This is a genomic window from Paenirhodobacter hankyongi, assembly GCF_003664585.1.
In the GTDB taxonomy this organism is placed as follows: Bacteria; Pseudomonadota; Alphaproteobacteria; order Rhodobacterales; family Rhodobacteraceae; genus Rhodobacter; species Rhodobacter hankyongi.
This window is the reverse complement of the sequence record NZ_RCHI01000002.1, coordinates 240,827-264,134: the sequence shown is the minus strand read 5'-3', so window position 1 is coordinate 264,134 and position 23,308 is coordinate 240,827. Positions and strand designations below refer to the sequence as shown.

At 69.8% G+C, this 23,308-nt stretch carries 19 protein-coding genes; 5 read left to right on the top strand and 14 right to left on the bottom strand.

Annotated features, from left to right (window positions below):
• Positions 1–84: 84 nt before the first annotated feature.
• Positions 85–975 (top strand): LysR family transcriptional regulator, encoded by an 891-nt coding sequence (locus DYS74_RS03255; protein WP_121530859.1) that lies wholly within the window; start codon positions 85–87, stop codon positions 973–975.
• On the opposite strand, the gene DYS74_RS03250 is transcribed toward DYS74_RS03255, so the two are convergent.
• The 5 genes from DYS74_RS03250 to DYS74_RS03230 form a co-directional block, all read right to left on the bottom strand.
• Positions 969–4,574: a translocation/assembly module TamB domain-containing protein gene (locus DYS74_RS03250; protein WP_121530857.1), complete on the bottom strand. Its 3,606-nt coding sequence runs from the start codon at positions 4,572–4,574 to the stop codon at positions 969–971. The two genes, DYS74_RS03255 and DYS74_RS03250, sit on opposite strands and share 7 nt — an antisense overlap.
• Positions 4,574–6,370, bottom strand: a complete 1,797-nt coding sequence (locus DYS74_RS03245; protein ID WP_245965180.1) for an autotransporter assembly complex protein TamA — start codon at positions 6,368–6,370, stop codon at positions 4,574–4,576. The genes DYS74_RS03250 and DYS74_RS03245 overlap by 1 nt, the downstream gene beginning before the upstream one ends.
• A 114-nt stretch (positions 6,371–6,484) precedes the next feature.
• Positions 6,485–7,015, bottom strand: coding sequence for an isopentenyl-diphosphate Delta-isomerase (gene idi / locus DYS74_RS03240; protein ID WP_121530855.1), 531 nt, complete (start codon positions 7,013–7,015; stop codon positions 6,485–6,487).
• A 106-nt stretch (positions 7,016–7,121) separates the two neighbouring features.
• Positions 7,122–7,625: a protein-export chaperone SecB gene (secB, locus tag DYS74_RS03235; protein ID WP_121530853.1), complete on the bottom strand. Its 504-nt coding sequence runs from the start codon at positions 7,623–7,625 to the stop codon at positions 7,122–7,124.
• A gap of 52 nt (positions 7,626–7,677) precedes the next feature.
• A complete protein-coding gene (locus tag DYS74_RS03230; RefSeq protein ID WP_121530851.1) occupies positions 7,678–8,172 on the bottom strand; it encodes an FxsA family protein in 495 nt (164 codons plus the stop codon).
• A 94-nt stretch (positions 8,173–8,266) separates the two neighbouring features.
• On the opposite strand from DYS74_RS03230, the gene DYS74_RS03225 reads away from it, so the two are divergent.
• From DYS74_RS03225 to DYS74_RS03215, 3 genes are read left to right on the top strand one after another with little or no spacing between them, the layout of a single operon-like run.
• Positions 8,267–8,929: a Tim44/TimA family putative adaptor protein gene (locus tag DYS74_RS03225; RefSeq protein ID WP_121530849.1), complete on the top strand. Its 663-nt coding sequence runs from the start codon at positions 8,267–8,269 to the stop codon at positions 8,927–8,929.
• Between the two features lie 3 nt (positions 8,930–8,932).
• Positions 8,933–9,805 carry a murein transglycosylase A gene (gene mltA / locus DYS74_RS03220; RefSeq protein ID WP_121530847.1) on the top strand — a complete coding sequence of 291 codons (873 nt, stop codon included), beginning with the start codon at positions 8,933–8,935 and terminating at the stop codon, positions 9,803–9,805.
• Complete coding sequence (locus DYS74_RS03215) at positions 9,802–10,401, top strand: Smr/MutS family protein (RefSeq protein ID WP_121530845.1); 600 nt, start codon at positions 9,802–9,804, stop codon at positions 10,399–10,401. The genes mltA and DYS74_RS03215 overlap by 4 nt, the downstream gene beginning before the upstream one ends.
• Here DYS74_RS03215 and DYS74_RS03210 read toward each other — a convergent pair.
• From DYS74_RS03210 to hslV, 3 genes are read right to left on the bottom strand one after another with little or no spacing between them, the layout of a single operon-like run.
• Positions 10,398–11,489 (bottom strand): alpha/beta hydrolase, encoded by a 1,092-nt coding sequence (locus DYS74_RS03210; RefSeq protein WP_183077437.1) that lies wholly within the window; start codon positions 11,487–11,489, stop codon positions 10,398–10,400. The two genes, DYS74_RS03215 and DYS74_RS03210, sit on opposite strands and share 4 nt — an antisense overlap.
• A gap of 57 nt (positions 11,490–11,546) precedes the next feature.
• Positions 11,547–12,851, bottom strand: a complete 1,305-nt coding sequence (gene hslU / locus DYS74_RS03205) for an ATP-dependent protease ATPase subunit HslU (protein ID WP_121530841.1) — start codon at positions 12,849–12,851, stop codon at positions 11,547–11,549.
• Complete coding sequence (gene hslV / locus DYS74_RS03200) at positions 12,848–13,405, bottom strand: ATP-dependent protease subunit HslV (RefSeq protein WP_121530839.1); 558 nt, start codon at positions 13,403–13,405, stop codon at positions 12,848–12,850. The genes hslU and hslV overlap by 4 nt, the downstream gene beginning before the upstream one ends.
• Positions 13,406–13,496: 91 nt before the next feature.
• On the opposite strand from hslV, the gene DYS74_RS03195 reads away from it, so the two are divergent.
• Positions 13,497–14,402 carry a hypothetical protein gene (locus DYS74_RS03195; RefSeq protein ID WP_121530837.1) on the top strand — a complete coding sequence of 302 codons (906 nt, stop codon included), beginning with the start codon at positions 13,497–13,499 and terminating at the stop codon, positions 14,400–14,402.
• A gap of 48 nt (positions 14,403–14,450) precedes the next feature.
• Here the strand turns inward: DYS74_RS03195 and trxA are convergent, their stop codons facing one another.
• From trxA to tsaE, 6 genes are read right to left on the bottom strand one after another with little or no spacing between them, the layout of a single operon-like run.
• A complete protein-coding gene (trxA, locus tag DYS74_RS03190; RefSeq protein ID WP_121530835.1) occupies positions 14,451–14,771 on the bottom strand; it encodes a thioredoxin in 321 nt (106 codons plus the stop codon).
• A gap of 54 nt (positions 14,772–14,825) precedes the next feature.
• A complete protein-coding gene (gene addA, locus DYS74_RS03185; protein ID WP_121530833.1) occupies positions 14,826–18,212 on the bottom strand; it encodes a double-strand break repair helicase AddA in 3,387 nt (1,128 codons plus the stop codon).
• Positions 18,209–21,139: a double-strand break repair protein AddB gene (addB, locus tag DYS74_RS03180; protein WP_121530831.1), complete on the bottom strand. Its 2,931-nt coding sequence runs from the start codon at positions 21,137–21,139 to the stop codon at positions 18,209–18,211. Before addB ends, addA begins: the two co-directional genes overlap by 4 nt.
• Positions 21,132–21,818 (bottom strand): nucleotidyltransferase family protein, encoded by a 687-nt coding sequence (locus DYS74_RS03175; RefSeq protein WP_121530829.1) that lies wholly within the window; start codon positions 21,816–21,818, stop codon positions 21,132–21,134. The genes addB and DYS74_RS03175 overlap by 8 nt, the downstream gene beginning before the upstream one ends.
• Entirely contained in the window at positions 21,815–22,795 is a 981-nt protein-coding gene (locus tag DYS74_RS03170; protein ID WP_121530827.1) for an aminoglycoside phosphotransferase family protein, read from the bottom strand. Before DYS74_RS03170 ends, DYS74_RS03175 begins: the two co-directional genes overlap by 4 nt.
• The gene (tsaE, locus tag DYS74_RS03165; protein ID WP_121530825.1) at positions 22,788–23,285 is read right to left on the bottom strand and encodes a tRNA (adenosine(37)-N6)-threonylcarbamoyltransferase complex ATPase subunit type 1 TsaE; all 498 of its coding nucleotides are present in this window, start codon (positions 23,283–23,285) and stop codon (positions 22,788–22,790) included. Before tsaE ends, DYS74_RS03170 begins: the two co-directional genes overlap by 8 nt.
• Positions 23,286–23,308: the final 23 nt, after the last annotated feature.

The window sequence follows — 23,308 nt, the reverse complement described above, 5'->3', positions numbered from 1 at the left end:
CTCCATGTGTTTCATGCTTTATGGGCCTGTTTCCCGCGTGTTTCTACCGCTATTCTGGCGGCAGATCATGCACGGAGCACATACATGAGCCTGCCGCGCCGCTATATCCCCTCGGTCTCGCTGCTGTCTGCCTTCGAGGCGGTGTGCCGGCTTGGCTCGACCGCCGCCGCGGCGCGCGAGCTGAACCTGACGCAAGGCGCGGTCAGTCGGCTGGTGCAAAACCTCGAGGGGCAGCTCGGCGTCACGCTGTTTCGCCGCGAGGGGCGGCGGTTGCAGCCGACGGAACCGGCGCTCTCCTATGCGCGCGACGTACGCAAGGCGCTCGAGCTGATCGCGCGGGCCTCGCTCGGGCTGCGGGCGAACCCGGGGGGCGGGGTGCTGAACCTCGCCATCCTGCCCACCTTCGGCACGCGCTGGCTGGCGCCGCGGCTTGGCGCCTTTCTGGCCGCCAATCCGGGGATCACGCTCAATCTCGGCACCCGGATGCGGCCCTTCGATTTCGCCTCGGAAACCTTCGATGCGGCCATTCATTTCGGCGTGCGGCCCTGGCCCGGGGCCGAGCATCTGACGCTCTTCGAGGAGCGGATCGTCGCCGCCTGCTCGCCCGAGTTTGCCCGCCAGCACCCGATGACGGTGCCGGCGGATCTGGAAAAACAGTCCCTGTTGCAGCTGGAATCGCGGCCGAATGCCTGGAACGCCTGGTTCGCGCATCACGGGCTCGAGGCGCCGCACACGCAGGGCATCATGTTCGACCAGTTCGCGCCGATGACCCAGGCCGCGGTGCATGGCGTCGGCATCGCGCTCTTGCCCGAGTTCCTGGCCCGCACCGAGATCGACGAGGGGCGGCTGGTGCGCACCCCCGGCGACGTGGTCGCGGGGGTGGGCACCTATTCGCTGGTCTGGCCGGCCGATGTCGCGCCCTCGCCGCCGCTGATCGCCTTTCGCGACTGGATCGCCTCGGTCGCGGCTCAGTAGTCCTTTTCGAAGTAGAGGCCGAGCGCGCTATCGCCGGTCGAATCGACGCTGCCGCGCGCCGTCAGATGCGAGGTCAGGTCGAGGTTCAGGTTGATCGCGGTCGAGCCCGAACTTTCCACCTCGACGTCGGTATAGATGTTCTCGGACAGGTATTTGCCGGCGCGCAGCGTGGCATTGCCCGAGGCATCCGTGCCGATGTCGAGGTCATCGAGGCCGAAGCCCTGACGCAGCTTGGCCACAATCCCCTCGCCGCCCTTGCCGGCGAGCGAGGCGACGGCCGAGGCGAGCTGCGCCGCCTGAAGCGGCGACAGGTTGGTCAGGCCGCGGTTGAACAGCAGCCGCGCCAGCACCTCTTCCTCGGGCAGTTCCGGCGAGGAGGAGATCTTCAGCTCGGGCGCCGAGGCTTCGCCTTCAAGCGTCAGGGTGATGGTGTAGCCGTCCTGCTCGGTCACTGCGCTGAACAGGATCCAGGGCACCAGCGCCCCCTGCATCGCGACCTGCCCCTCGCTCAGCGTGAAGCGCTTGGCCAGCACGTCGAGCCGGCCGCGGATCAGGCTGAACTGACCCACCGGCACGATGTTCGCCGTGGTGCCGGTCAGCCGCAGCGCCCCGCCCAGCTCGGCGTCAAGGCCGCGGCCGCGCACGAAGATCTGCTTCGGCGCCGAGATGGTGATGTCGAGCGCATAGGGTCTGCTGCTGCCCGAACCGCCCCCATTATCCTGCTGCAACAGGCCCGCGCGGGCGCGGGTGGTGCGGGTGGCGGCGGATTCGTGCAGGTGGGTGATGTCGGGGATCGCGGCCGCGCCGCCAAGCCCGGTCGAGGGCACGCGCAACTCGGTCTCGGCCAGCGTCAGCGCGCCCGAGATCTTTGCGCCGCCCGCCATCGGTCCGGCGATGCGCAGCGCTCCTGAAACGCGGGTGTCATACAGCTCGGGGTCGCGCAGATGCGCGCCGTTCAGCGTCAGCGCAAGGTCGGTCGCATAGGGCGCCGACAGCGTCACCGGCCCCTTCAGCGCGACGGTGCCGCCGCCCTTCAGCGCGCCGTCGAGTGCGAGCTGCACCCGCCCGCCCGACAGATCGGCACGCAGCCCGATGTTTTGCAGTACCAGACCGAAGGTGGGCGCGGTCAGCCGCAGATCGGTGCCGGTGATCCGGCCCGACAGCGCCGGCAGCCCGGGCGCCCCCTTCATCTGCAGATCGAAGCGCAGCGGCCCCTGCACCGAGCGCGGCGAGAGGAAGGTGTTCGCCAGCGCGGTCTCGGTGGTGCCGGTGATCTTCAGGTCGGTGCTGGCGAAATCGGCCGCGACCGAGCCGGTGACGGCGGCCTGGGTGCCGCCCGGGCCGGTGCCCTTGAGGTCGACGCCATAGCCCTTGCCGGTGTCGGTGACGGTGCCCGCAAGGGTGACCGGCCCGGCAAAGCCCGGCGCCAGCAGCGCCGCATTCGCGAGCCGCGCCGAAAGTGCGATGCGTTGCCCCGCGCCCTCGGCCGTGCCGCTCGCCTTTGCCGTCAGCTGCGGCGCGGCGAGGTCGAGGCTTTTCAGCAGCGTGCGTCCGTCCTTCTGGTCGATCAGCAGCGAGATGCGGCTCTCGCCCGCCAGAATCCGGTCGATTTCGGCCCGGCCCGAGGCCAGGTTCTTCGCCACCGCCTCGGCGCTGATCTCGCGCGCGCCCTCGACGTCCGAGACCCGTGCCGTGGCGTTCAGCGCGCCGCGATAGCCGCGGCCCAGCACCGAGAGATCGGGCAGGGTGATCTTCGCGGTCAGGTCGTTCTTGCCGGTCGAGAGCCTGCCCGAGGCGGTGGCATCAAGGCTGCCGGCACTGGCGTGGAAGCTGCGCAGCAAGAGCCCGGTCTCGTCGCGCTTGGCCGAGGCCTCGATCACCGAGGTGCCGGCGAGCAGCGCATCCGCCTCGGCGACGCCGGTCTTGATGTCCTGCCCGGTCAGGGTCGTCTCGAGGTCGAAGGCGCCGGTGAGCAGGGTCATGCTGCCCTTCACCTTGCCCTCGGCCGCGCCCGAGAGCGGCTGGCCGGCAAGTGCGGCAAAGTTCGACAGCGCCGCGGCGCGGGCGTCGAGATCGGCGGTCACGTCCACACCGCCCGACAGGTTGTCGAGGGTGAGAAGGCCCGAGAGCGACAGGTCGCGGCCGATCAGCTTCAGTGCCGGCAGGCGCAGCGGCTTGCCCTGCTGCCAGAAGAACACGGTGCGGCCGGTGACGAAGGGGCCGATCGCCGAGGCGAGCGCCGGGTCCGTCATCTCGATGCCGTTCGCGGTGAAGGTCAGCGTGCCGCCGGCGGTCGGGGTGCCGCTCGCCGTGCCGATCCGGCCCGATCCGGCAAGGCGCAGGCTTTGCACCCTGGCCGTCGGCTGTTCCAGCGCGTCGAGCCGGGCGTCGAGTGTCCAGCCATCCGCGGTGGCGCTGTCATAGGCGAGCGAGACGGTGCCCTTCTGAACCATCGTCTGCCCGCCCGACACCGGCAGCAGCACCGGCGCGCCCGAGGCAAGGCCCAGCTTCGCCGTCAGGTCGAAGCGCGAGGGCAGACCCGAGGGCAGCAGGTCAAGCTGCCCCGAGAGGTCAAGTGCGTCGCTCTTGACGCTCAGGCTCGTCAGGCTGAGAGCACCGCTGGGAGCCCGCTCGCCCGCGACCGAGATCGCGCTCTGGGTGCCGAAGAAGTCATGGTAGTCGGGCGGCAGCAGCGGCGTGATGTCGCCGCCCAGAAGCGCGCGGAAGCCCTGCACCGGGGTGCTGCCCGCGGGCGCGCCCTTCGGCACGGCAGAGGTCAGCGTCACCTTGCCGGTCAGCCGCGGCGCACCCTCGGTGCTGAGCACGGTATCTGCGCTGAACGCGTCGAGCGTGCCCGAGCCGGCAACGGCGAGCGTCAGCGCCGGCGTGCCGGGCAGGCCCGCCAGTTTCGACACGATCCCGTCCTTGCCCTCGTCGACCAGCAGGTCGAGAGAGAGCGCCCGGCTGGCATTGGCATAGCTGCCGTTGAACGAGACCTTGCCCTTCGGCCCGCCGCTGCGGGTGACGTCGAGCTTCGCGCTGCCCTCGCCGCCCGCAAGCGACATCGCGCCGTTCACCGCCAGCGTGACCTCCTCGCCCAGAACCGGGGCGCCGAGCACGACCTTTTGCGCCTTGAGCGCGCCGATCTCGACCGAGACCGGCAGCTCGGGCAGCGAGAAGGGCTTGGCCTCGGGGCCTGGGGCGCTGCTCGCGGCGGCGACCGGCAGGCGGGGCAGGTCGATCTCGTCGGCCGACAGCTCGCCGATCTTGATCCGCCCGGTCAGGATCGCGGTGCGGTCCCAGGCGAGCGCGCCGTTGCGGATGGTCAGCCAGACCCCCTCGTCATCGGCGATGGTCAGCGTGTCGAAGGTGGCGCGCGACGACAGCGCGCCCTTGAACCCCTCGAGCCGGATCGTGCGGCCCGCGCCCGAGAGATTGTCCTCGATCAGCCCGGTCAGATAGGAGCGGTCGCGCTCGGTCTGCTCGGCGGTGGGTTCGGCCGGGGCCTCGACCGTGGCGGGCGCGTCGGGAAGCGTCGCGTCCTGTGCGGCGGCGGCGATCGGGGTCAGAAGCAGGAGGAGAAGAGCCAGAATGCGCATCAGAAGGCCTGCCCGATCCCGAGATAGATCTGTGCCCCGTCGCCGGTGCTGCCGCTGACCGGCGCCGCGACATCAAGCCGGATCGGCCCGATCGGGGTGTTGTAGCGCAGCCCGAGGCCCGCGCCCGATTGCCATTCGCCGCCGCTGAAATACGCGTCGGCGCTGATGAAGCCCGCGTCATAGAAGGCGACGATGCCGATCGCATCGGTGATGCCGGCGCGCAACTCGCCCGAGACGCCGAGGAAGCGGGTGCCGCCGGTGCGCAGCGTGCCGCCCTCGAGCACGTTGACGCCAAGCGATTCATAGGGCTGGCCGCGCACCGTGCCGCCGCCGCCCGAATAGAAGAGATAGTCGCGCGGTGTCGCGGCAAGGCTTGGCCCGAAGACGCCACCGATCTGCGCGCGCCCGGCCAGCACAAAGCGGTTGCCGGTGCCAAAGCCCTTGTAGGCGCGGAAATCGCCCTTCAGCTGCGCCCCCGATCCGGTGTCGCCAAGTCCGACGAAGGGCGTCAGCGCGACCATCCCGTAATAGCCCTTCGTGGCATTGGCGGCGACGTCGCGGTTGTCCCAGGTGAGGGTGTTCGGGAAGGCGACCTGGCGGAAGATGGTCTTGCCGGCGGCGTCGTTCACCTCCGACCACTGGTATTCGACCGCGCTTTCGCCGGTCAGCCGGTCGCTGAAGATATGCGACAGGCCGAAGCCGAGGGTGAAGGTGCGCTCGTCGTAATCCTCCTCATAGGTCTTGGCGATTTCCGAGACGACGAAGGCCGAGGTGTCTGGGGTGAAGGTGGCGGGCCGGTCGAGCCGGGCGCCGAGCGTGTAATCGGTGCCGCCGGTCGCGCCGCCGACCCCTGCGACTTCGGCGTCGATGCGCAGCTTCTCGCCGCCGCCGAAAAGGTTGCGGTGCAGCCAGTAGCCGTTCAGCGTCAACCCGTCGGAACTGGCGATCTCGGCGCCGACACCCATCCGGCGCAGCTTTTCCTCGACCACGGCCAGCTCGACATCAAGGCTGTTGCCGGGGCCGAGCTTGTCGGCCTCGGTCAGGGTGACCGAGCTGAAGATGCCGGTGCGGCGCAGCCGGGTGCGGACCTCGTCCATCTTCTCGGGCGCGTATGTCGCGCCGGTCGGAAAGCCCGCGATCTCGACCAGACGCTTGGTGCGCAGCCGCTCGTTGCCCGAGGTGTGCAGATCGCCGAAATGCACGACCGGGCCGGGGGCCAGGGTGACATCGGCGGCAAGGGTGTTCTCGCGGTGATCGGCGATGATCTTCTGGCCGGCGACGGCGGCCTTGGCGTGGCCGGCCTCGCGCCAGCCGCTGACACCCGCGGTCGCCGCCTCGACGATCAGGCCCGATCGGGCGGTGGCGCCGATCCTGTAGTCCTTCGGCAGCTGGGTGCCGGGGGCGACCGGGGCGATCGCCGCCTGCGAGAAGACGAAGCGCGGGCCCGGTTCGATCGTCAGCTCGATCTTGCCGATCCGGGCCGGCGCATCCATCGGCGCGATCGCCGCCGCCTCGTTCCCGTCGATGCGGATCGAGATCGTGCCCGAGTAATAGCCCTGATCGTAGAGCACGCCCAGAAGCCGGGCGTAATCGGCCCGCGCAGAGGCGAAAAGATCCTGTGCGTTCGGGGTTTTGGCGGCCCCCGCCTCGCGCGAGAGCGAGGCGTTCTGCAACGTCGTGCGCAACGCCTCGTCGGCGCCCGGAGTGATGAAACTGACAAGATCCGCGGCATGGGCCGGCCCGGCCAGAACCGAGGCCGCGAGAAGGGCGGAAAACACGAATTGCGGACGACGCACGGAAACACTCCCATCACAGTGTTTCCAAGATGCAGGATCGGGTGCCGAATGCCCAGAGCCGAGGCCCCGCCCTGCGGGGTTTTTCCGGCCATCGGCGGAAAATTGACCGCGCGCTCAGCCGCGGATCAGCGCGCCGAAGATCCGGTCCATGTGCTCGGCCAGATAGATCGCCAGCCATTTCGAGAAGCGCTCGGGGTGGCGGCGGACCTCGGCGGCAAGGTCGTAAAGCCCGACCCAGCGGATCTCGGCGACTTCCTCGGGGTTCGGGGTGATCGTCATGCCGGGGCGGGCATAGGCGAGGTAGATGTCCACCACCTCATGCTCGATCAGCCCGTTGCCGACCTCGGCGCGGTATTCGAGCCGGTCGGCATGGGCCGGATAGAGGCCGGTGATGCCCAGCTCCTCGTTCAGCCGGCGCAGGGCGCAGTGCTCGGGCCGCTCGTTCCATTTCGGATGGGTGCAGCAGGTGTTCGCCCAAAGCCCGGGCGAGTGATATTTCGTCTCGGCGCGGCGCTGGATCAGCACCTTGTTGCCGTCGAGCACGAAGATCGACACCGCCGGATGGCGCAAGCCCTGACGGTGCACCTCCATCTTGTCCATGGGGGTCAGCCGGTCGCCGACCCAGGCGGGGATCTGGTCGTTCATCGCTGTCCTGCGGGAATGGAAACGCCGCCGCAGAATGCTCGCGGCGGCGGTCGATGTCATCGGGTCATGGCGCCCCTGAGGCAGCGTGCCGCGGCCCCGGACGGGCTCAGGACACGTGGGCGGGCGCCTCGGCGGCCTGCAGTTCGGCCCGGCGGGCAAGCTCGGCGCGGTAGAGCGCGACGAAATCGATCGGCTCGAGGTTGAAGGGCGGGAAGCCGCCGTCGCGCGTCACGTCCGAGACGATGCGCCGCACATAGGGGAACAGCTGCCGCGGGCATTCGATCAGCAGGAAGGGGTGCATCTGCTCTTCCGGCACGCCCTCGATGTGGAAGATCCCGCCGTAATCGACTTCGAGCAGGTAGAGCGGCGTGTTGTTCGCCTTGTTGGTGGCGGTGATCTTCAGCTTCACCATCACCTCGAACTGGTGCTCGACCGAGCGCTTGCGCGCGTCGAGGCTGACCTGCACCTGCATCTCGGGCTGCACGTCGTTGCTTTGCAGCCCCTTCAGCGCCACCGCGTTCTCGAAGGACATGTCGCGCACGAACTGCGCGAGGATGCTCATTTTCATCTGCGGCGCTTCGGGCGCGGCGCCGTTCGTCTGCTGGGTCATGTGTCCCTCCACACTCTGTCTGCGCCGGGTGTAGCATCCCGGCCCGCGCGTCTCAATGGCGCGTCCAGCCCGAGGGACCACGCGGCGGCAGGTTCGTGGGGTCGATCTCGTGGAAATCGCCGTCGATCACGCCGGGGCCGGTATCGCGCCGGACGAAGCTGCTGTCGGCAAAGGCGCCGCTACGGGTCGTGAACCCGCTCACCCGAACCCGCCCAGACAGCCAGCGCAACACCGCCGAGCGCACCTGCGGGATCAGCAGCACAAGACCGCAGGCATCGGAGAAGAAGCCCGGCAGCATCAGCAAAAGCCCTGCAAGCAGGATCATCGCGCCATGGGCAAGCGGCTCGGCCGGGTCGCCGAGCCCGGCCATGGCGCGACGCAGCTCGGTCTGCGTTCGCGTTCCCTGGCTCCGGACCACCAGCGCCCCGGCCAGCGTCCCCAGCACGACCAGAGCCAGTGTCGGCCACAGCCCGATCAAGCCGCCGACGCGGATGAACAGGGCAATCTCGATCACGGGTACGGCCAGGAAGGCCAGAAAGATCCACATACATCACTCCTTGGGCGCCGGTGGACTTGATCGCGCCCGTAGCCTACATAAGTGGGGAGTGCGAATTTACAAACCTGCCTCGAAACGGAACCTCATGTCGAACGCCGTCATTCAGCTCATCGTCCTCGCCGGGATCGCCATTTTCCTGATCCTGCGGCTGAAGAACGTGCTTGGCACCCGCGACGGGTTCGAAAAGCCGGTCGTGCCGCCGCTCGAGGCGCCCGAACCGGCCGAACGCCGCGCCTTCGAGGTGATCGAGGGCGGCCCCGATCGCGACATCATCGACCATGTGCCCGAGGGCTCGGACGCCGCCGTGGCGCTGGCGCAGATGAAGCGGCTCGAGCCCGCCTTCAGCGTGGCCGAGTTCCTGAAAGGGGCGCGCGGCGCCTACGAGATGATCGTGATGGCCTTCGAGACCGGCGATCTGGAGAAGGTGCGTCCCTTCCTGTCGCCCGACGTTTTCGATGCCTTCAACGCGGCGGTGCAGGACCGCGCCGCCCGCGGGCTCGAGGTGCAGGCGGAATTCGTCGGCCTGCGCGAGCTTGTGCTGAGCGAGGCGAGCTTCGACCCCGCCACGCAGGAGGCCGAAATCACCGTGCGCTTCGGTGGCGAGCTGATCTCGGTGGCGCGCGATGCCGCGGGCACGGTGGTCGAGGGCGATGCCCGCGCGCCGCGCAAGCAGCGCGATCTGTGGACCTTCGCGCGCAAGATGGGCAGCGCCGACCCGAACTGGCAGCTTGTGGCGACGGGCGGCTGAGCCATGCGCCCGCTCGACTGGGCAGAGATTCCCGGCTGGGACGCAGACGATCACGCCGCCGCACGGGCGGCGTTTTGCGTGACGGGCGTGGCGCCCGAGGGCGATGCCCGCACCTGGTTCGAGACGGTTTTCGAGCCGGTCGAGGTGACCGATCCGGGAAGCGCGCATTTCACCGGCTATTACGAGCCCGAACTTCCGGCCTCGCGGTCGCGCTCGGTCCGCTTTCCGGCGCCGCTTTACGCGCTGCCCGCCGGGGTCGATTTCTCCCGCCCCTGGGCCAGCCGGGCCGAGATCGTCGCGGGCGATCTGCTGGCGGGCCATGAGATCGCCTTCGTCGAAAGCGCGATCGAGGCGTTCCTGGCGCAGGTCCAGGGCTCGGTGCGGTTGCGGCTTGCCGAAGGCGGCACGCTGCGCCTCGGCTTTGCCGGCAAGAACGGCCAGCCCTATCGCTCGATCGGGGCCGAGCTGGTGGCGCGGGGTGTTGCACCGGTGGCCGAGATGACGCCCGACCGCATCCGCCGCTGGTGCGCGCAGAACCCGGCGGCGGTGCAGGATCTGCTGAACACCAACCCGTCCTTCGTGTTCTTCCGCCTGCTCGACCTGCCCGAGGGCACCGGCCCGATCGGCGCCATGGGCCAGCCGGTGACCGCCGGGCGCAGCCTTGCGGTCGATCCGGAGGTCATCCCGCTTGGCAGCCCGGTCTGGGTCGATTGCCCGGGCTTCGGCCGGCGGCTGATGGTGGCGCAGGACACCGGCTCGGCGATCCGCGGCGCGGGGCGCGGCGATCTGTTCTTGGGATCCGGGGCTGAGGCCGGGCGGCAGGCTGGGGCGATCAACGCCCGCGGGCGGATGATCTGGCTGCGGAGGCGGGGATGAAACGGCGCCGCAAGCTGAGTTCGGAAGAGCGGGAGCTGTGGGACAAGGTCGCGGCCTCGGCCCGGGCGATGCACCCGAAACACCCGAAACCGGCCGAAACAGAGCCTGTTTTGCCGCCAGACCCCGTCTTGCCGCCGGAAAAGCCGCCGCGGTTCGAGGCGAAGGCCTTCCGTCTTGGCCAGACCGCCGCGCCGCCGCGGCACGGCCATGACCTGGCCCCCAGCATCGGCGAGCATCTGGCACGGCAGCCGGTGGTGATGGACCGCAAGGCGCATCGCGCCATGACCCGCGGCAAGCTCGAGCCCGAGGCGCGGCTTGACCTGCACGGGATGACGCTGTCCGAGGCGCATCCGGAACTCATTCACTTCGTGCTCAGCGCAGCCGATCGCGGCTGCCGGCTGATCCTGGTCATCACCGGCAAGGGCAAGCGCGGCCTTGACGACGGACCGATCCCGCAGCGCATGGGCGTGCTGCGCCATCAGGTGCCGCACTGGCTGCGGCTGCCGCCCTTGGGCGCGGTGGTGATGCAGGTGAGCGAGGCGCATCTGAAGCACGGCGGCTCGGGCGCCTATTACATCTACCTGCGCCGCCGCTAGCCGCCGATCGCCTGCACCGGGGTCAGGATCACCTGCTTGGCGTCCTGCACCGTCATCACCACCCCGGCGATGAAGGTGGAATTCGCCGATTGCGCGCCCTCGAGGATCTTCGCGAGACGGCTGGAGCTGCGCAGAAGCTGGATCAGCGCCGGCGAATTGCCGATGTTGAAATGCCCCTCGCGGGTGTTGAAGGCGCCGGTTTCCACCACCGTCACCTTCAGGTCGGCCAGCCGGTCGACGCTTGTCATGTTGCCGAGCCGGGCGCGCTCGCCGCTCAGCCGCGAGGACAGCAGCAGCGCCTTGTCCTTTTGCGAGGTGAAGATGATGAAGGGCTGCGGCAGCCGGCCGATGCGTTTTGCCTGCGCGCGGAACACGTCGACGTCGATGTCGGGCGAGATCAGCACCACGCCCGAGATCCGCGACATCGTCTCTGTATCAGCTGAAATTGACACCTGCCGCAGGGTTTCCATGCTCAGCGCCGCGCCCATCGAATGGGCGACGATCAGGATGTGGCGCGCGCCCGCAAGGCGCAGGTCGCGCAGCAGCGTCTCGAACCCGTCACGCGCGAACAGCGCCGAGTCGTGGTCATAGGCATAGCCCATCACCTGCCCGCGCGAGGGCCAGGAGTAATGCACCAGCACCCCGGGCAGATCGAAATCGGCGCCAAGCTGGGCAAAGCGGTAGAGCCCCTCGGCGAAATTGGTGTTGTAGCCGTGCACGAAGACGATCGCCTCGTTGCCGTTTTGGGCGAGCGCACGGTGCAGGTCGGTGCGGAAGGCGGCGGGGGTCGGGTAGATCTCGGAGCGGGCGACGAGGAAGTCGCGCTTCGGGTCGGGCCTGTGCCCTTCCTCGGGCACCTGCAGCTCGCCCGTCTTGTGCTCGGGCGGCACCGCCACGTCGAAGCGCGCCAGTGCCAGCGCCGGGCTGCGGGCAAAACTGAAGTCCTGCCCGCTTTGCAGGTTCGCGCCCCGGGTCGAGCCGACGAAGATCGGCCGCGCCGGCGCGGCGGGATCGGGCGCATAGGCGATCTCGGCGCGCGGGGCGCAGCCGGCAAGGGCGATCAGCAGGGCGAGGACGATCTTGCGCACGGGGCCTCCTTGGCTGCGCGCAAGATAGCAGATGCCGCCCGCTTCACCAGACGCGCGTCACAACACGTAGCGGCTCAGATCGGTCGAGCGGGACAGATCGCCCAGATGCTTCTCGACGAAGGCCGCATCCACCACGACGCTTTCGCCGCCGCGGTCGGGGGCCGAGAAGGACAGCTCCTCGAACACCCGCTCCATCACCGTGTAGAGACGCCGCGCGCCGATGTTCTCGATCGTGCGGTTGACCTCGGCGGCGATGCGGGCGAGCGCCGCGATGCCCTCGGGGGTGAAGCTGACGGTGACCTCCTCGGTGGCCATCAGCGCGGTGTATTGCCGGGTCAGGGCGTTGTCGGTCTCGGTCAGGATCCGGGTGAAATCGTCCTCGGTCAGCGCCCGAAGCTCGACCCGGATCGGCAGGCGGCCCTGCAATTCGGGCAGCAGGTCCGAGGGCTTGGCGATGTGGAAGGCGCCCGAGGCGATGAACAGGATGTGGTCGGTCTTCACCGGGCCGTATTTCGTCGAGACGGTGGTGCCCTCGATCAGCGGCAGCAGGTCGCGCTGCACGCCTTCGCGCGAGACATCGGCGCCGCGGGTCTCGGCGCGGGCGGCAACCTTGTCGATCTCGTCGATGAAGACGATGCCCGATTGCTGCACCGCCTCGAGCGCCGCGGTCTTCACCGCCTCGTCATCGAGAAGCTTGTCCGCCTCTTCCTGGATCAGCACCTCATAGCTTTCCGCGACGGTCATCTTGCGCCGGGTGCGCCGCGCGCCGCCGAAGGCCTTGAACAGGTCCTGCAGACCCTGCATCTGCGTTTCCATGCCCGGACCGCCCATGCCCATCATCGGCATCGCCGGGGCGGCATCGGCGACCTCGAGCTCGATCACCTTGTCGTCGAGCTCGCCCTTCTTCAGCTTCTGGCGGAACAGATCGCGCGTGCCTTCGCGTGCGTCGGAACCCGCGAGCGCCTCGATCACCCGGTCCTCTGCGGCCTTGTGGGCGCGCGCCTTGACCTCCTCGCGCATCCGCTCGCGGGTCTCGGTCACGGCGACATCGGTCAGGTCGCGGATGATCTGCTCGACATCGCGGCCGACATAGCCGACCTCGGTGAATTTCGTCGCCTCGACCTTGAGGAAGGGCGCCTTCGCAAGCTTGGCCAGGCGGCGCGAGATCTCGGTCTTGCCGACGCCGGTCGGCCCGATCATCAGGATGTTCTTCGGATAGACCTCCTCGCGCAGCTCGGGCGCAAGGTGGCTGCGCCGCCAGCGGTTGCGCAGGGCGACGGCGACGGCGCGCTTGGCGTCGCCCTGGCCGATGATGAAACGATCAAGTTCCGAGACGATCTCGCGCGGGGTCAGGTCGGTCATTTCGCGATGCTCTCCACCGTCAGGTTGCCGTTCGTGTAGACGCAGATCTCGGCCGCGATCGCCATCGCCTTGCGGGCGATCGTTTCGGCGTCGAGATCGCTGTCGATCAGCGCCCGTGCCGCGGCGAGCGCGTAATTGCCGCCCGAGCCGATCGCGGCGATGTCATGCTCGGGTTCCAGCACGTCGCCCGCGCCGGTGATGACGTAAAGGTCGGCACCATCGGTGACGATCAGCATCGCCTCGAGGTTGCGCAGATACTTGTCCATGCGCCAGTCCTTCGCCAGCTCGACGCAGGCGCGGGCCAGCTGCCCGGGCGCGGCCTCGAGCTTCTTCTCCAGCCGCTCGAGCAGGGTGAAGGCATCGGCGGTCGAGCCGGCAAAGCCCGCCACCACGTCGCGCCCGCCGGGCGAGAGACGACGCACCTTGCGCGCCGTGCCCTTGATCACCGTCTGGCCAAGGCTGACCTGCCCGTCGCCCGCCACCACAACGCGGCCACCCTTGCGCACGCCGATGATCGTCGTGCCGTGCCAGCCGGGGAATTTGTCTTCCGCCATGTCACCCTCCGTTTGCGCTGCCAGATATGAGGGCGCTTCGGTCGCGCTGCAACCCTTGCCGGGCGCGTGCCGCCCGCGTAGCCTGCGCACCATGAGTTCCCGCGAGACCCTGACCCTGTATCTTGACGCCCCCGCGCTGCGGCGGGTCGAGGCCGGCACGCACAACTTCTTCGGCAAGGTGATTGCGGCGGTGACGGGCGCGGGCTGGCAGGTGGCGCTTGAGGAAAGCACGCTGGCAAGCCGCCTTGCCGCGCCGGCGCGGCCGGGTCATGCGCTTTTCCACATGGAAGAGCCGACGCATGAGCGCGCGCTGACCTGCCGGCGCAGCTATGTCGGCGCCTTCTGGCAGATCGAGGCGGTGGCGGAGCGCTGGCACTGGCCGGTGGCGCGGGCGGCTTTCGACCCCGAAACGGTCGATGCGCGGCAGGCCGAAATCTTCTTCCGGAACTGGAGAAACAGGCTCTGGCCCGGCGGGTGCGACACCACCGACCGCGGCCACATCTTCGTGCCGCTGCAGGGGCGGCTGCTCGATCATCGCAGCTTCCAGTCGATGAGCCCGCTTGCGATGCTCGAGACGCTGCTCGCGCGGACCTACCGGCCGATCATCGCTACGCTGCACCCGAACGAGATCTATCTCGACGACGAGACCGCGGCGCTCGCGGCGCTGGCCGCACGCCATCCGCGGCTCACCGTGCAGAAGGGCGGTTCGGCCGAGGTGCTGGCAGGCTGCACCATGGTCGCCTGCGAGAACAGCGCGATGGCCTTCGAGGGGTATTTCCTGGAAAAGCCCGCGCTGCTTTTCGCGCAGATCGACTTTCATCACATCGCGGCGAGCGTGCCGCGCGACGGGATCGAGGCGGCCCTTGCGCCGCGGCCAGCGCCCGATGTGCGCCGCTATCTCTACTGGTTCCTGCAGCAGCGCGCGATCAACGCCGGGCGGGGCGACAGTGGCGACCGCATCCTGACCGCCTTGCGCCGCAACGGCTGGCCGATCTGAAAAAGGGCGCCCGACGGCGCCCTTTCTGTCAATCCGGTCTGGCGGCGATCAGAGCGCCGATTCGATCCACGACTTCAGCGCGGCCTTCGGCGCGGCGCCGACCTTGTTCGAGACGACCTGGCCGTTCTTGAACAGGAACAGCGCCGGGATGCCGCGCACGCCCAGAACGGCCGGGCTGTCGGGGTTCTCGTCGACGTTGACCTTGGCGATCTTCACCTTGCCTTCGAACTCGGCCGCGATCTCCTCGAGCGACGGGCCGATCATGCGGCACGGGCCGCACCATTCAGCCCAGAAGTCGACGACGACGGGGATGTCGGAATTGCGCACTTCCTGATCGAAAGTGGCGTCGGTGACGGCAACAGTGGTCATGGGGTTCTCCTGAGGGTCTGGTTGCGGGGAAGGTAGGCCCCGCCCCCCGAAGCGTCAAGACGCGGGGGCTGTGCGCAATGCCGCATCCATCTGTGCGTCGTCAAGCCGTGTCAGCGTGGCGCTGCGGGTCCAGACCAGCAGGCATTCGATGCGCCGCCCGGGATAGATCTGCCGCAGCGCCGCGCGATAGGCGGCGAGCTGGCGGACAAGGCCAGGCGGCACCTCCTCGGCGCTGCCCGGCAGCACCGCGTTCGACTTGTAATCGAGCACGCTGACCAGATCGGGCGTCACCCGCAGCCGGTCGATGGTGCCGTGGATGCGCTGGTTCTCCAGCTCGGGCAGGGTCGCGGTGATCTCCACTTCGGCGAGCGTGTCGGGGCCGAGAAAGCCCATCTCGTCCAGCCGGTCGAGCACCGGGGTGACGAGGGTCAGAAGTGCCTCGGCCTCGGTCGCGTCGGTGCGGTCCGGTCCGGTGGCCAGCAGGTCGCGCGCGACCTCGGGCCAGTCCTCGCGCGGCCGCTCGGGCAGGTGTTCAAGGAGCAGGTGCAGCTGTCGGCCGCGGCGCTTGCTTTCCTCCTCGGTGGCGAAGTCGGTCTCGCCCGGCAGCGCCTTCGCCCCGCCAAGGTCCGAGGGCGAGAGCGCCGCCGCCGGCCGCTCGCCCCGCGGCGCCCGGCTGCGGATCCAGTCGGGCAGGGCGGTGGCATCGGAGCGTGCTGCGGCCGCAGGCGCGGCAGAGGCGGGCCAGTCGCCATGCGCAAGGCGCGCGACGGGCCCAAGCGCCTGCGCCTGCACCGATTGCGCCAAAACAGGCTCTGTTCCGGCCCGTTCGAGCCCCGCCTGTACCAGCGTGTACCAGCTGTCCTCGTCCTCGCCGACATCGCCTGCAGCCGCCACGATCAGCCATTTCTCGGCCCGCGTCAGCGCCACATACAGAAGCCGCATCCGCTCCTCGCGCGCCCGCGCAATCGCTGCCTCGTGCAAGCCGCGCAGCACCGGCGGCATCTCGGCCGTCGGGCCCTTCCAATAGGCGGTGCCCTCGGTCGTGGTGTAGACATCGGAGCCGTTCGGCGGGCGCGGTTTCGCGGTGTCGGGCAGGATCACGATCGGCGCCTCGAGCCCCTTGGCGCCGTGCACGGTCATCACGCGGACGGTGCGGCCCTCGTTCTCGAGCTGCCGCTTGACCTCGATCTCCTCGGCGCCAAGCCAGCCGAGAAAGCCGGTGAGGCTGGGGATTTCCGTGCTCTCATAGGCCAGCGCCTGCGAGATCAGCTCGTCGATGCCATCCTCCGCCTCGACGCCAAGCCGCGCGATCAGCCGTTCGCGCGCGCCGTGACGGTTCAGCAACCGCTCGATCACGTCATAGGGGCGCAGGAAGTCGGCCTGATCGAGCAGGTCCTGCAGGATTTCGAGCGTTTCGGGGCGGGTGCCGTCGCGCCGCAGCGCCTGCCACAGATAGCCCTTGCGGGGCTGGGCGAGCGCGTAAAGTTCGCGCTCGCTCCAGCCGAAGATCGGCGAGCGCAGCGCCTCGGCGAGCGACAGGTCATCCTCGGGCGTGGCCAGAAAGGCCAGAACAGAGCCGATATCCTTCACCGCAAGCTCGGCGCCCAGCTTGAGCCGGTCGGCGCCGGCGACGGCAAGTCCCGCCGCCTTGCAGGCGCGGATGATCTCGGCAAAGAGCGGGCCGCGGCGCTGCACCAGCACCAGGAAGTCGCCCTCGTGCACCGGCCGCGCGCCCGCGCCCTCGGGGATCTGCACGCCGCGCGCGATCATCGCGGCGATCTCGGCGGCGATGGTGTGGGCCAGAATGACCTGTGCATCTTCCGCACCGGGCAGATCGACCGGGGCCTCCCAGTCGTCCTCGCTCTCGTCCTTCGACTGCTCGATCGCGGGCCAGAGGTCGACGCGGCCGGGCAGGCCGGTCTTGAAGGCGATATGCTCGGGCACGCCACCGAGCCCGCCTGCCGCCTCGCCCGCGAAGGTCAGATCGACCAGCCGCAGGATCGCCGGCGAGGAGCGGAAGGAGTGCTGCAGCTCGCTCACCTGCAAGGGCCGCTCGATCGCCGCGAATTTCGCCGAAAAGTGGCTCTGCATCGCCTCGAAACGGTGCAGGTCGGCGCCCTGGAAGGAATAGATCGACTGCTTGCGGTCGCCCACCACGAAGATCGTGCGGGTTTCCTGCCGGGCGCCCTCGCCGGCGGTGAACTCGTCGGCCAGCCGCTCGATCACCGCCCATTGCCCGGGGCTGGTGTCCTGCGCCTCGTCGACGAGGATGTGGTCGATGCCGCCATCGAGACGGAACAGCACCCATTGTGCCACCGAGCCACGCGACAGAAGCTGTGCCGCGCGGTCGATCAGGTCGTCGAAGTCGAGCCAGCCGCCCAGCGTCTTGCGCGCCCGATAGCGCGGCAGGAAGACGCGGGCGAAGCGGTGGAGCGCCAGGCTGCGGCCGACATTGGCCAGCGCGAATTCGGCGCCGCGCGCCTCGGCCACGCGCTCCATCAGGGCGCGGAAGGCGTCGGTCAGATCCTCGCCCAGCTCCTTGACCGCGCCCTTGGTCAGCAGGCTGGCGCTTTTCGCCTCGGCGATGCGCAGGCCGTCCTTGCTGTAGAGGAACTGTGCGAACAGCGGGGGCAGTGCCGCGGGGCCCGGGTCGCGCCAGTCGATCGCGGCCAGCACCTCGGCCAGCTTCTTCATCGTCGCACTTTGCCCGCGCAAGACCGGCAGCACCGCCTCGATCAGCGCCGCCTCGCTGCCGTCGAAGGCGATCCCGGGCAGATCGTCGGGGCCGAAACCGGCGGGCAGGCCCAGCCCCTCGAGCAGCGCCGCGCGGTCCGGTTCGCGCTGGAAAGCGACCCTGTTCTTGCGAATCTCGTCGATGATCTCGCCCAGATCCTCGCCGGTGTGGAAGGCGAGGAGGTCATCCAGAACCGCCCGCTCCGGTCCCGCCGCGATCTCTTCCAGCACATCGGCGCGCAGCTCGGCTGCGCTGCGGTCGTCAAGCTCGGTGAAGCCGTGCGGCACCCCCGCCTCGAGCGGGAAGCGGCGCAGAAGCGCGCCGCAGAAGGAATGGATCGTCTGGATCTTCAGCCCGCCCGGGGTCTCGATCGCCTGCGCGAAGAGACGCCGCGCCTGCGCCAGACGCTCGTCGGTGATCGGTCCCGCCTCGCCCAGCCGGTCAAGCTCGCCCCGCAGCGCGCCGTCTTCCAGCATCGCCCAGGCCCCGAGCCGCTTCAGCAGCCGGTTCTGCATCTCGCTTGCCGCGGCCTTGGTATAGGTCAGGCACAGCACCTTCTGCGGCTCGGTCCCGCCCAGAAGCAGCCGCGCCACGCGGTCGGTCAGCACCTTGGTCTTGCCCGAGCCGGCATTCGCCGACAGCCAGGTCGAGGCGGCGGGATCGGCGGCGCGGATCTGCCGCTCGGTCGCCAGATCGGGTCTGTTCATGCCAGATCCTCCGGTTCGGCCCGGTCGCTCAGCTGCCATTCGCCAAAGCGCGAGAGCTGGTCGTAATCGCTCACGTCGCGGGTCGAGCGCAGCGCGCGGCGCGCGGTATAGCCGGTCTTCGGGTCGATATAGCGCGCGATCAGCCGGGTGAATTTCTCCCAGCTCTCGGCGACCTCCTCGCGCGGGATGGCCAGGTCGCGGGTCTCGCCCTCGCCGCCAAGCCGGATATAGGTCATTGCCGCCACCTCGCGCGGGCCAAGCGCGGTGAAGGCGCCGCGCTCGATCATCGCGGCTTCCAGCAGCAATTGCTTGTCGTAATAGCGCACTTCCTTGTCCGAGGGCGGCAGGCCGGATTTGTAGTCGAACAGATGCGCGCGCCCGTCGGTGCGGATGTCGATGCGGTCGGGTTTCGCGGTCAGGGTGAAGCCGAGCGCAGGCAGGGCCTGGGTGCCGCGGGTCTCGATCACCACGGGCGTGCCCTCGGCCTGACGGCGGGCCTCGTCCTCGACCAGGCGGCGGGCGATGCGGCGGATCCGGGCGAGCCAGAGCCTTTGTGCGCTTGGCCAGGGGATCTCGGTCGCAAGCACCTCTTCGGCGATCGCCAGCAGCCGCGCCTCGGCTGCGTCGAGGCTTTCGACCTCGGGCCGGGTCTTCAGGAAGCGTTCGACGATCAGGTGCAGCACCTGACCGCGCAGCCGTGGGTCGGGTTCGGGCCGGAGCGGATCGAGCGGGCGCAGGCGCAGGATGCGCCCGGCGTAAACCGCGTAAGGGTCGCGGATCAGCGTCTTGATCGCGGTCACCGGCAGCTCGCGCGGGCGGACCTCGGCGGGCGGGCGGGGCGCGGGGCGGGGGGCGGGGGGCAGGCTCAGCCGCGGCGCCTCGGCGGCCTCGGCGAGCTGCAGCCAGCCGCTGCCGCGCGCCCGCATCGCGGCCAGCGCCTCGGGGCCATGGCCCTCGGTCAGCCCGCCCAGCAGGTTCGTCAGCCGGTTCAGCCAGCGCGAGGGCACGGTTTCCGCATCGGCATCGCGACGCGAGCGTGACAGCACCACCTGTCGTGCGCCGATCGCCTGCTGGAAGTCATGCGCCGAGAGGCCGATCTGGCGTTCGGGCAGCGGCAGGCCGGCATCGAGCCGCATCTTGCGGCTGAGCCACGGGTCGGGGGCCGGCGCCTCGGGCCAGCTGCCCTCGTTCAGCCCGCCCAGAAGCACAAGCCCCGCGCCCTGCACGCGGGCCTCGAGCGCGCCGAGGAAGGTGATGCCAGGATGCACGGTGAGCGGGTTGCGCACCTGCCCCGCGCGCAAGAGCGTGTCGACCAGATCGGCGTAATCGGCGGGGCCATAGCTGCCGCCATGCTCGGCCTCGGCCGCCAGTTCGGTGAAGACCCGCAGGCACTCCTGCCCGGCATCAAGCTGCCAGAAACCGCTGGCTTCGGGCGAGCCGTCCGGGCCGGCGGCCAGCGCGGCCACCAGCGCCAGATGCGTCTCGATGCAGGCCGAAAGTGGTTGAACCGGGGCGTCCTCGAAGCGCGGCAGAAGGGCGGCCAGCCAGTCGGCCCAGGCCTGTTTCGCCGCATCGCCCCCAGCCCAACGGGTCAGCGCCGCGGCATCGGGGAAGGCCGGGCCATGGCGGCGCAGCCAGAGTTCAAGCTCGCGGGTGAAGCGCAGGTGATGGCCGCGCATCGTGGCGCCGGCGCCGGTCAGCGGATGCTTGAGCAGCACCAGAAGCGGTTCGATCATCAGCGTGCGGCCGCGCAACCGCGCGACATGGCGCAGCAGACGGCCTGGGGCCGACAGGTGCAGCGGCGCGCCGGCGCTGTCATCGGGCAGGATGCCCCAGCGGTCGAGCGTGGCGGCGACGCGGCGGGTCAGCATCCGGTTCGGGGTGATCAGCGTGGCGGGTTCGCCCCGCTCGGCCGCTTCGCGCAGGATCAGTGCAAGCGCAAGCGCCTCGTGCCGCGGATCGGGCGCCTCGATCAGCGACAGCCCCTCGCAGGCCGGGCGCAGGTCACCGAGCTGCGCGCCCTCGTTCAGCCACTGGTCGGTGACCGGCGCCGGCCGCAGCGCGAGCGAGACAAGCGCATTGCGATGGCCGGTGTCGGGCTCGGCATCGGTCCAGCGCTGCACCTCGGCCGGGCTGCGGTGAAGCCGGTCGAGCAGCGCGCGGAAGCGGAATTGCGGATGATCCTCGATCGGCATCTTGCCGGAACAGAGACTGTTCCAGGCTGGCTCGGGCATCTGGAAATCGAAGCCCGGCAGCACGATCAGCCCGTTCGGCAGCGCCGCCACCGCCTCGATGAACAGCGCCGTCGCCCCGTGCGAGCCGGTCGAACCGGCAACGACGATCCGCTCGTCCGTGGGCGCGTCGCGCCAGCGCGCGGCCAGCGCCTCGACGATGCGGCGCTGGCGCGCCTCGATGTCGGGGGCGCTGTCTTCCTCGAAGAAGCGGGCGACGATGCGGATGAACTCGAGGCTGAACTGCCAGTGCTCGGCGTGGCTGTCGCGGATGTCGAGCGCCTCGAGCGCCTCGGGCGGCACGCCCTCGCCCTGCATCTCGGACATCAGCGTGGCAAGGCTGTCGGTCAGGCTGAACAGACCTGCGCCCGCCTCGAAAGCGGGCAGGCGCGAGACCAGCCCCGCCACCAGCTGAGCGAGTTCCAGCCGCCGGCGCAGCGGCGAGACATTGGCCGGGATGCCGGCAACGGGCTCGCGCCGCAGGTCGGAGATCAGCGCGAGGCGGGGCAGGAAGCGGGCGCCGGCACGGTCGAATTCCTCGCGCACGCGGCGCATCATCCGGCCCGAGTTCAGGTACAGCCGCAGCCGCGCCATCGCCTCGGGCGGTTCGGCCTGCATGCGGGCGATCAGGCCGGTGACAAGCTCGCGCGCGAAGTCGACGCCCGGCGGCAGGGCGAAGAGCGGCGCCTCAGCCATGGCGGGCGCCCAGCATCGCCTCGGCCAGCGGGATGCTTTCGGGCCGACCGACGTCGCACCAGCCGCCCGGATGCACCACGCCGAAGACGCGGCCCTCGGCCAGCATCCGGTCCCAGAGCCGGTTAAGCGAGAAGATCTCGTCCGAAATCGTCTCTATTCCGGCCGGATCGAGGATTTGCGCGCCGGTGTAGACATAGCCCGGCCCGCGCCGGATGCGGCCATCGGGGGCCAGCGAGAAATCGCCCGTGCCGCTGTGGCCGGTGGCGCGTTCGACCGGCACGAGGGCAAGCAGCGCGCCCATCCGGGCGGGGTCCCATCCGGCGCGCAGTGTGGCGAGCGGGTTCGGCCCGGTCCAGATCGCGTCGGTGTTCAGGGTGAAGACGGGGCCGGGGCCAAGCAGCGGCAGCGCCTTGCGCAGCCCGCCGCCGGTTTCGAGGATGCGCTCGCTCTCGTCCGAGATCCGCACCTCGCTGCCGGCAAGATGTGCCGCGACCTGTTCGCCAAGGTAATGCGTGTTTGCGACGATCCGGGCGACGCCCGCCGCACGCGCGATGTCGAGCGCGTGGTCGAGAAGCGGCCGTCCGGCCACCTCGACCAGCGGCTTCGGCCGGCTGCGGGTCAGCTCTCCCATCCGGGTGCCGAATCCCGCGGCAAACAGCATCAGCGCGTCGGGGCTCATGCGGCCTCCTGCTTCAGCCGGGCGATGAGCGCGGCATCGGGGGCGGGGAAGGCCGCGGTGACCGTCGCCGCCAGATCGGCGAGCGCCGGATGGGCGAGGTTGTGCATCAGGTTCGCCCAGTTGCGCGGCATCAGATCGAGGTAATGCGGCTTGCCGTAAAGCTTCGCGAGGCGGGCGAAGACACCCTGGATGCGCAGTGCCCGCTGTGCGCCGAGCAGGGCGCAGGCCCTGTCGAAATCAACCGGATCGAGCCCGCGTGCCGCCGCATAGCGGGCCCTTTCGCGCGCCTCGACTGCGGGCGAGACGGCGCGGCGCACGTCCTGCAATGCCGAGACGAGGTCATAGGCCGGGTGCGCGGCAACGGCATCCTGGAAGTCGAGCAGACCAAGCCGCGCCGTGCCCCTGCGCCCGGGCAGCCAGAGCGCATTCTCGGCATGGAAATCGCGCAGGCACAGCACCGGGGCCACGGGGACAAGCCCGGCGTAAAGCGCCGTGATCTGGCCCGGCACCGCCTCGGCGGCAGTCTGCGACAGGGTCGGATAGTGTTCGACGGTCAGCTCGACCAGCTCGGCCAGCGCCGGCCCGTCGAGGGGCGCGACGAATTCCGGCGCGGGCAGGCGGTGCAGGTCGAGCAGGAACTCGGTGACGAAGCCATAGATCTCGCCCTCGCGCGCCGGATCGTCGTGCAGCAGCCGCGACAGCAGGTCATCGCCCAGATCCTCGAGCAGCATCAACCCTGCCGCCGCGTCTTCGGCGAAGATCTCGGGGGCGGAAAAGCCGGCCGCGCGCAGCCAGCGGCCGATGCGGGAAAAGCGGCTGATCTCGTCGGCCGAGGGCGAAATCATCAGCACCGCGCGGGCGCCCGTGGGGCGCGCCAGGCGTTCATAGCGGCGGGCTGAGGCATCGCCCGCCAGCGGGCGTCGGGTGGCGTCGGCCCAGCCGGCGGCGGCGAGGAAGGCATTGAGTGTCTCAGGCATCGGGCCAGCTTTCCAACGGCTGCAGGCGGGTGCGCCAGCCGGCATCGCCCGCGATCTCGACTGCGCGCGCCGCGCCGCCCGCGCGCAGCGAAAAGCGCAGGGTGAGGGCGCCCGCAGGGGTCAGATCCCCCAGCCGGTCGGGCCATTCGACAAGGCAGATCGCGCTCTCGAACGCCTCTTCCAGGCCGAGCTCGATCGCCTCGTCGGGGTGGGTCAGCCGATAGAGGTCGGCGTGCCAGATCTCGGGCGCAGCATCATAGCTTTGCACCAGCGTGAAGGTCGGCGAGGGAATGTCCTCGTGCCGGCCAAGGGCCGCAAGCCGGGCCGAGATCAGGGCGCGGGCGAAATGCGTCTTGCCGGCGCCGATCTGGCCCTCGAGCAGCAGAACGTCGCCCGCATGCAGCAGCGGGGCGAGGGTTTCACCCAGCCGGGCGGTGGCCTCGGCATCGGGCAGGTCAAGCGTGAAGAGGGGGGGCGTCTGGGTCGGCATGGGCGCACTCTACCGCGCCCGGT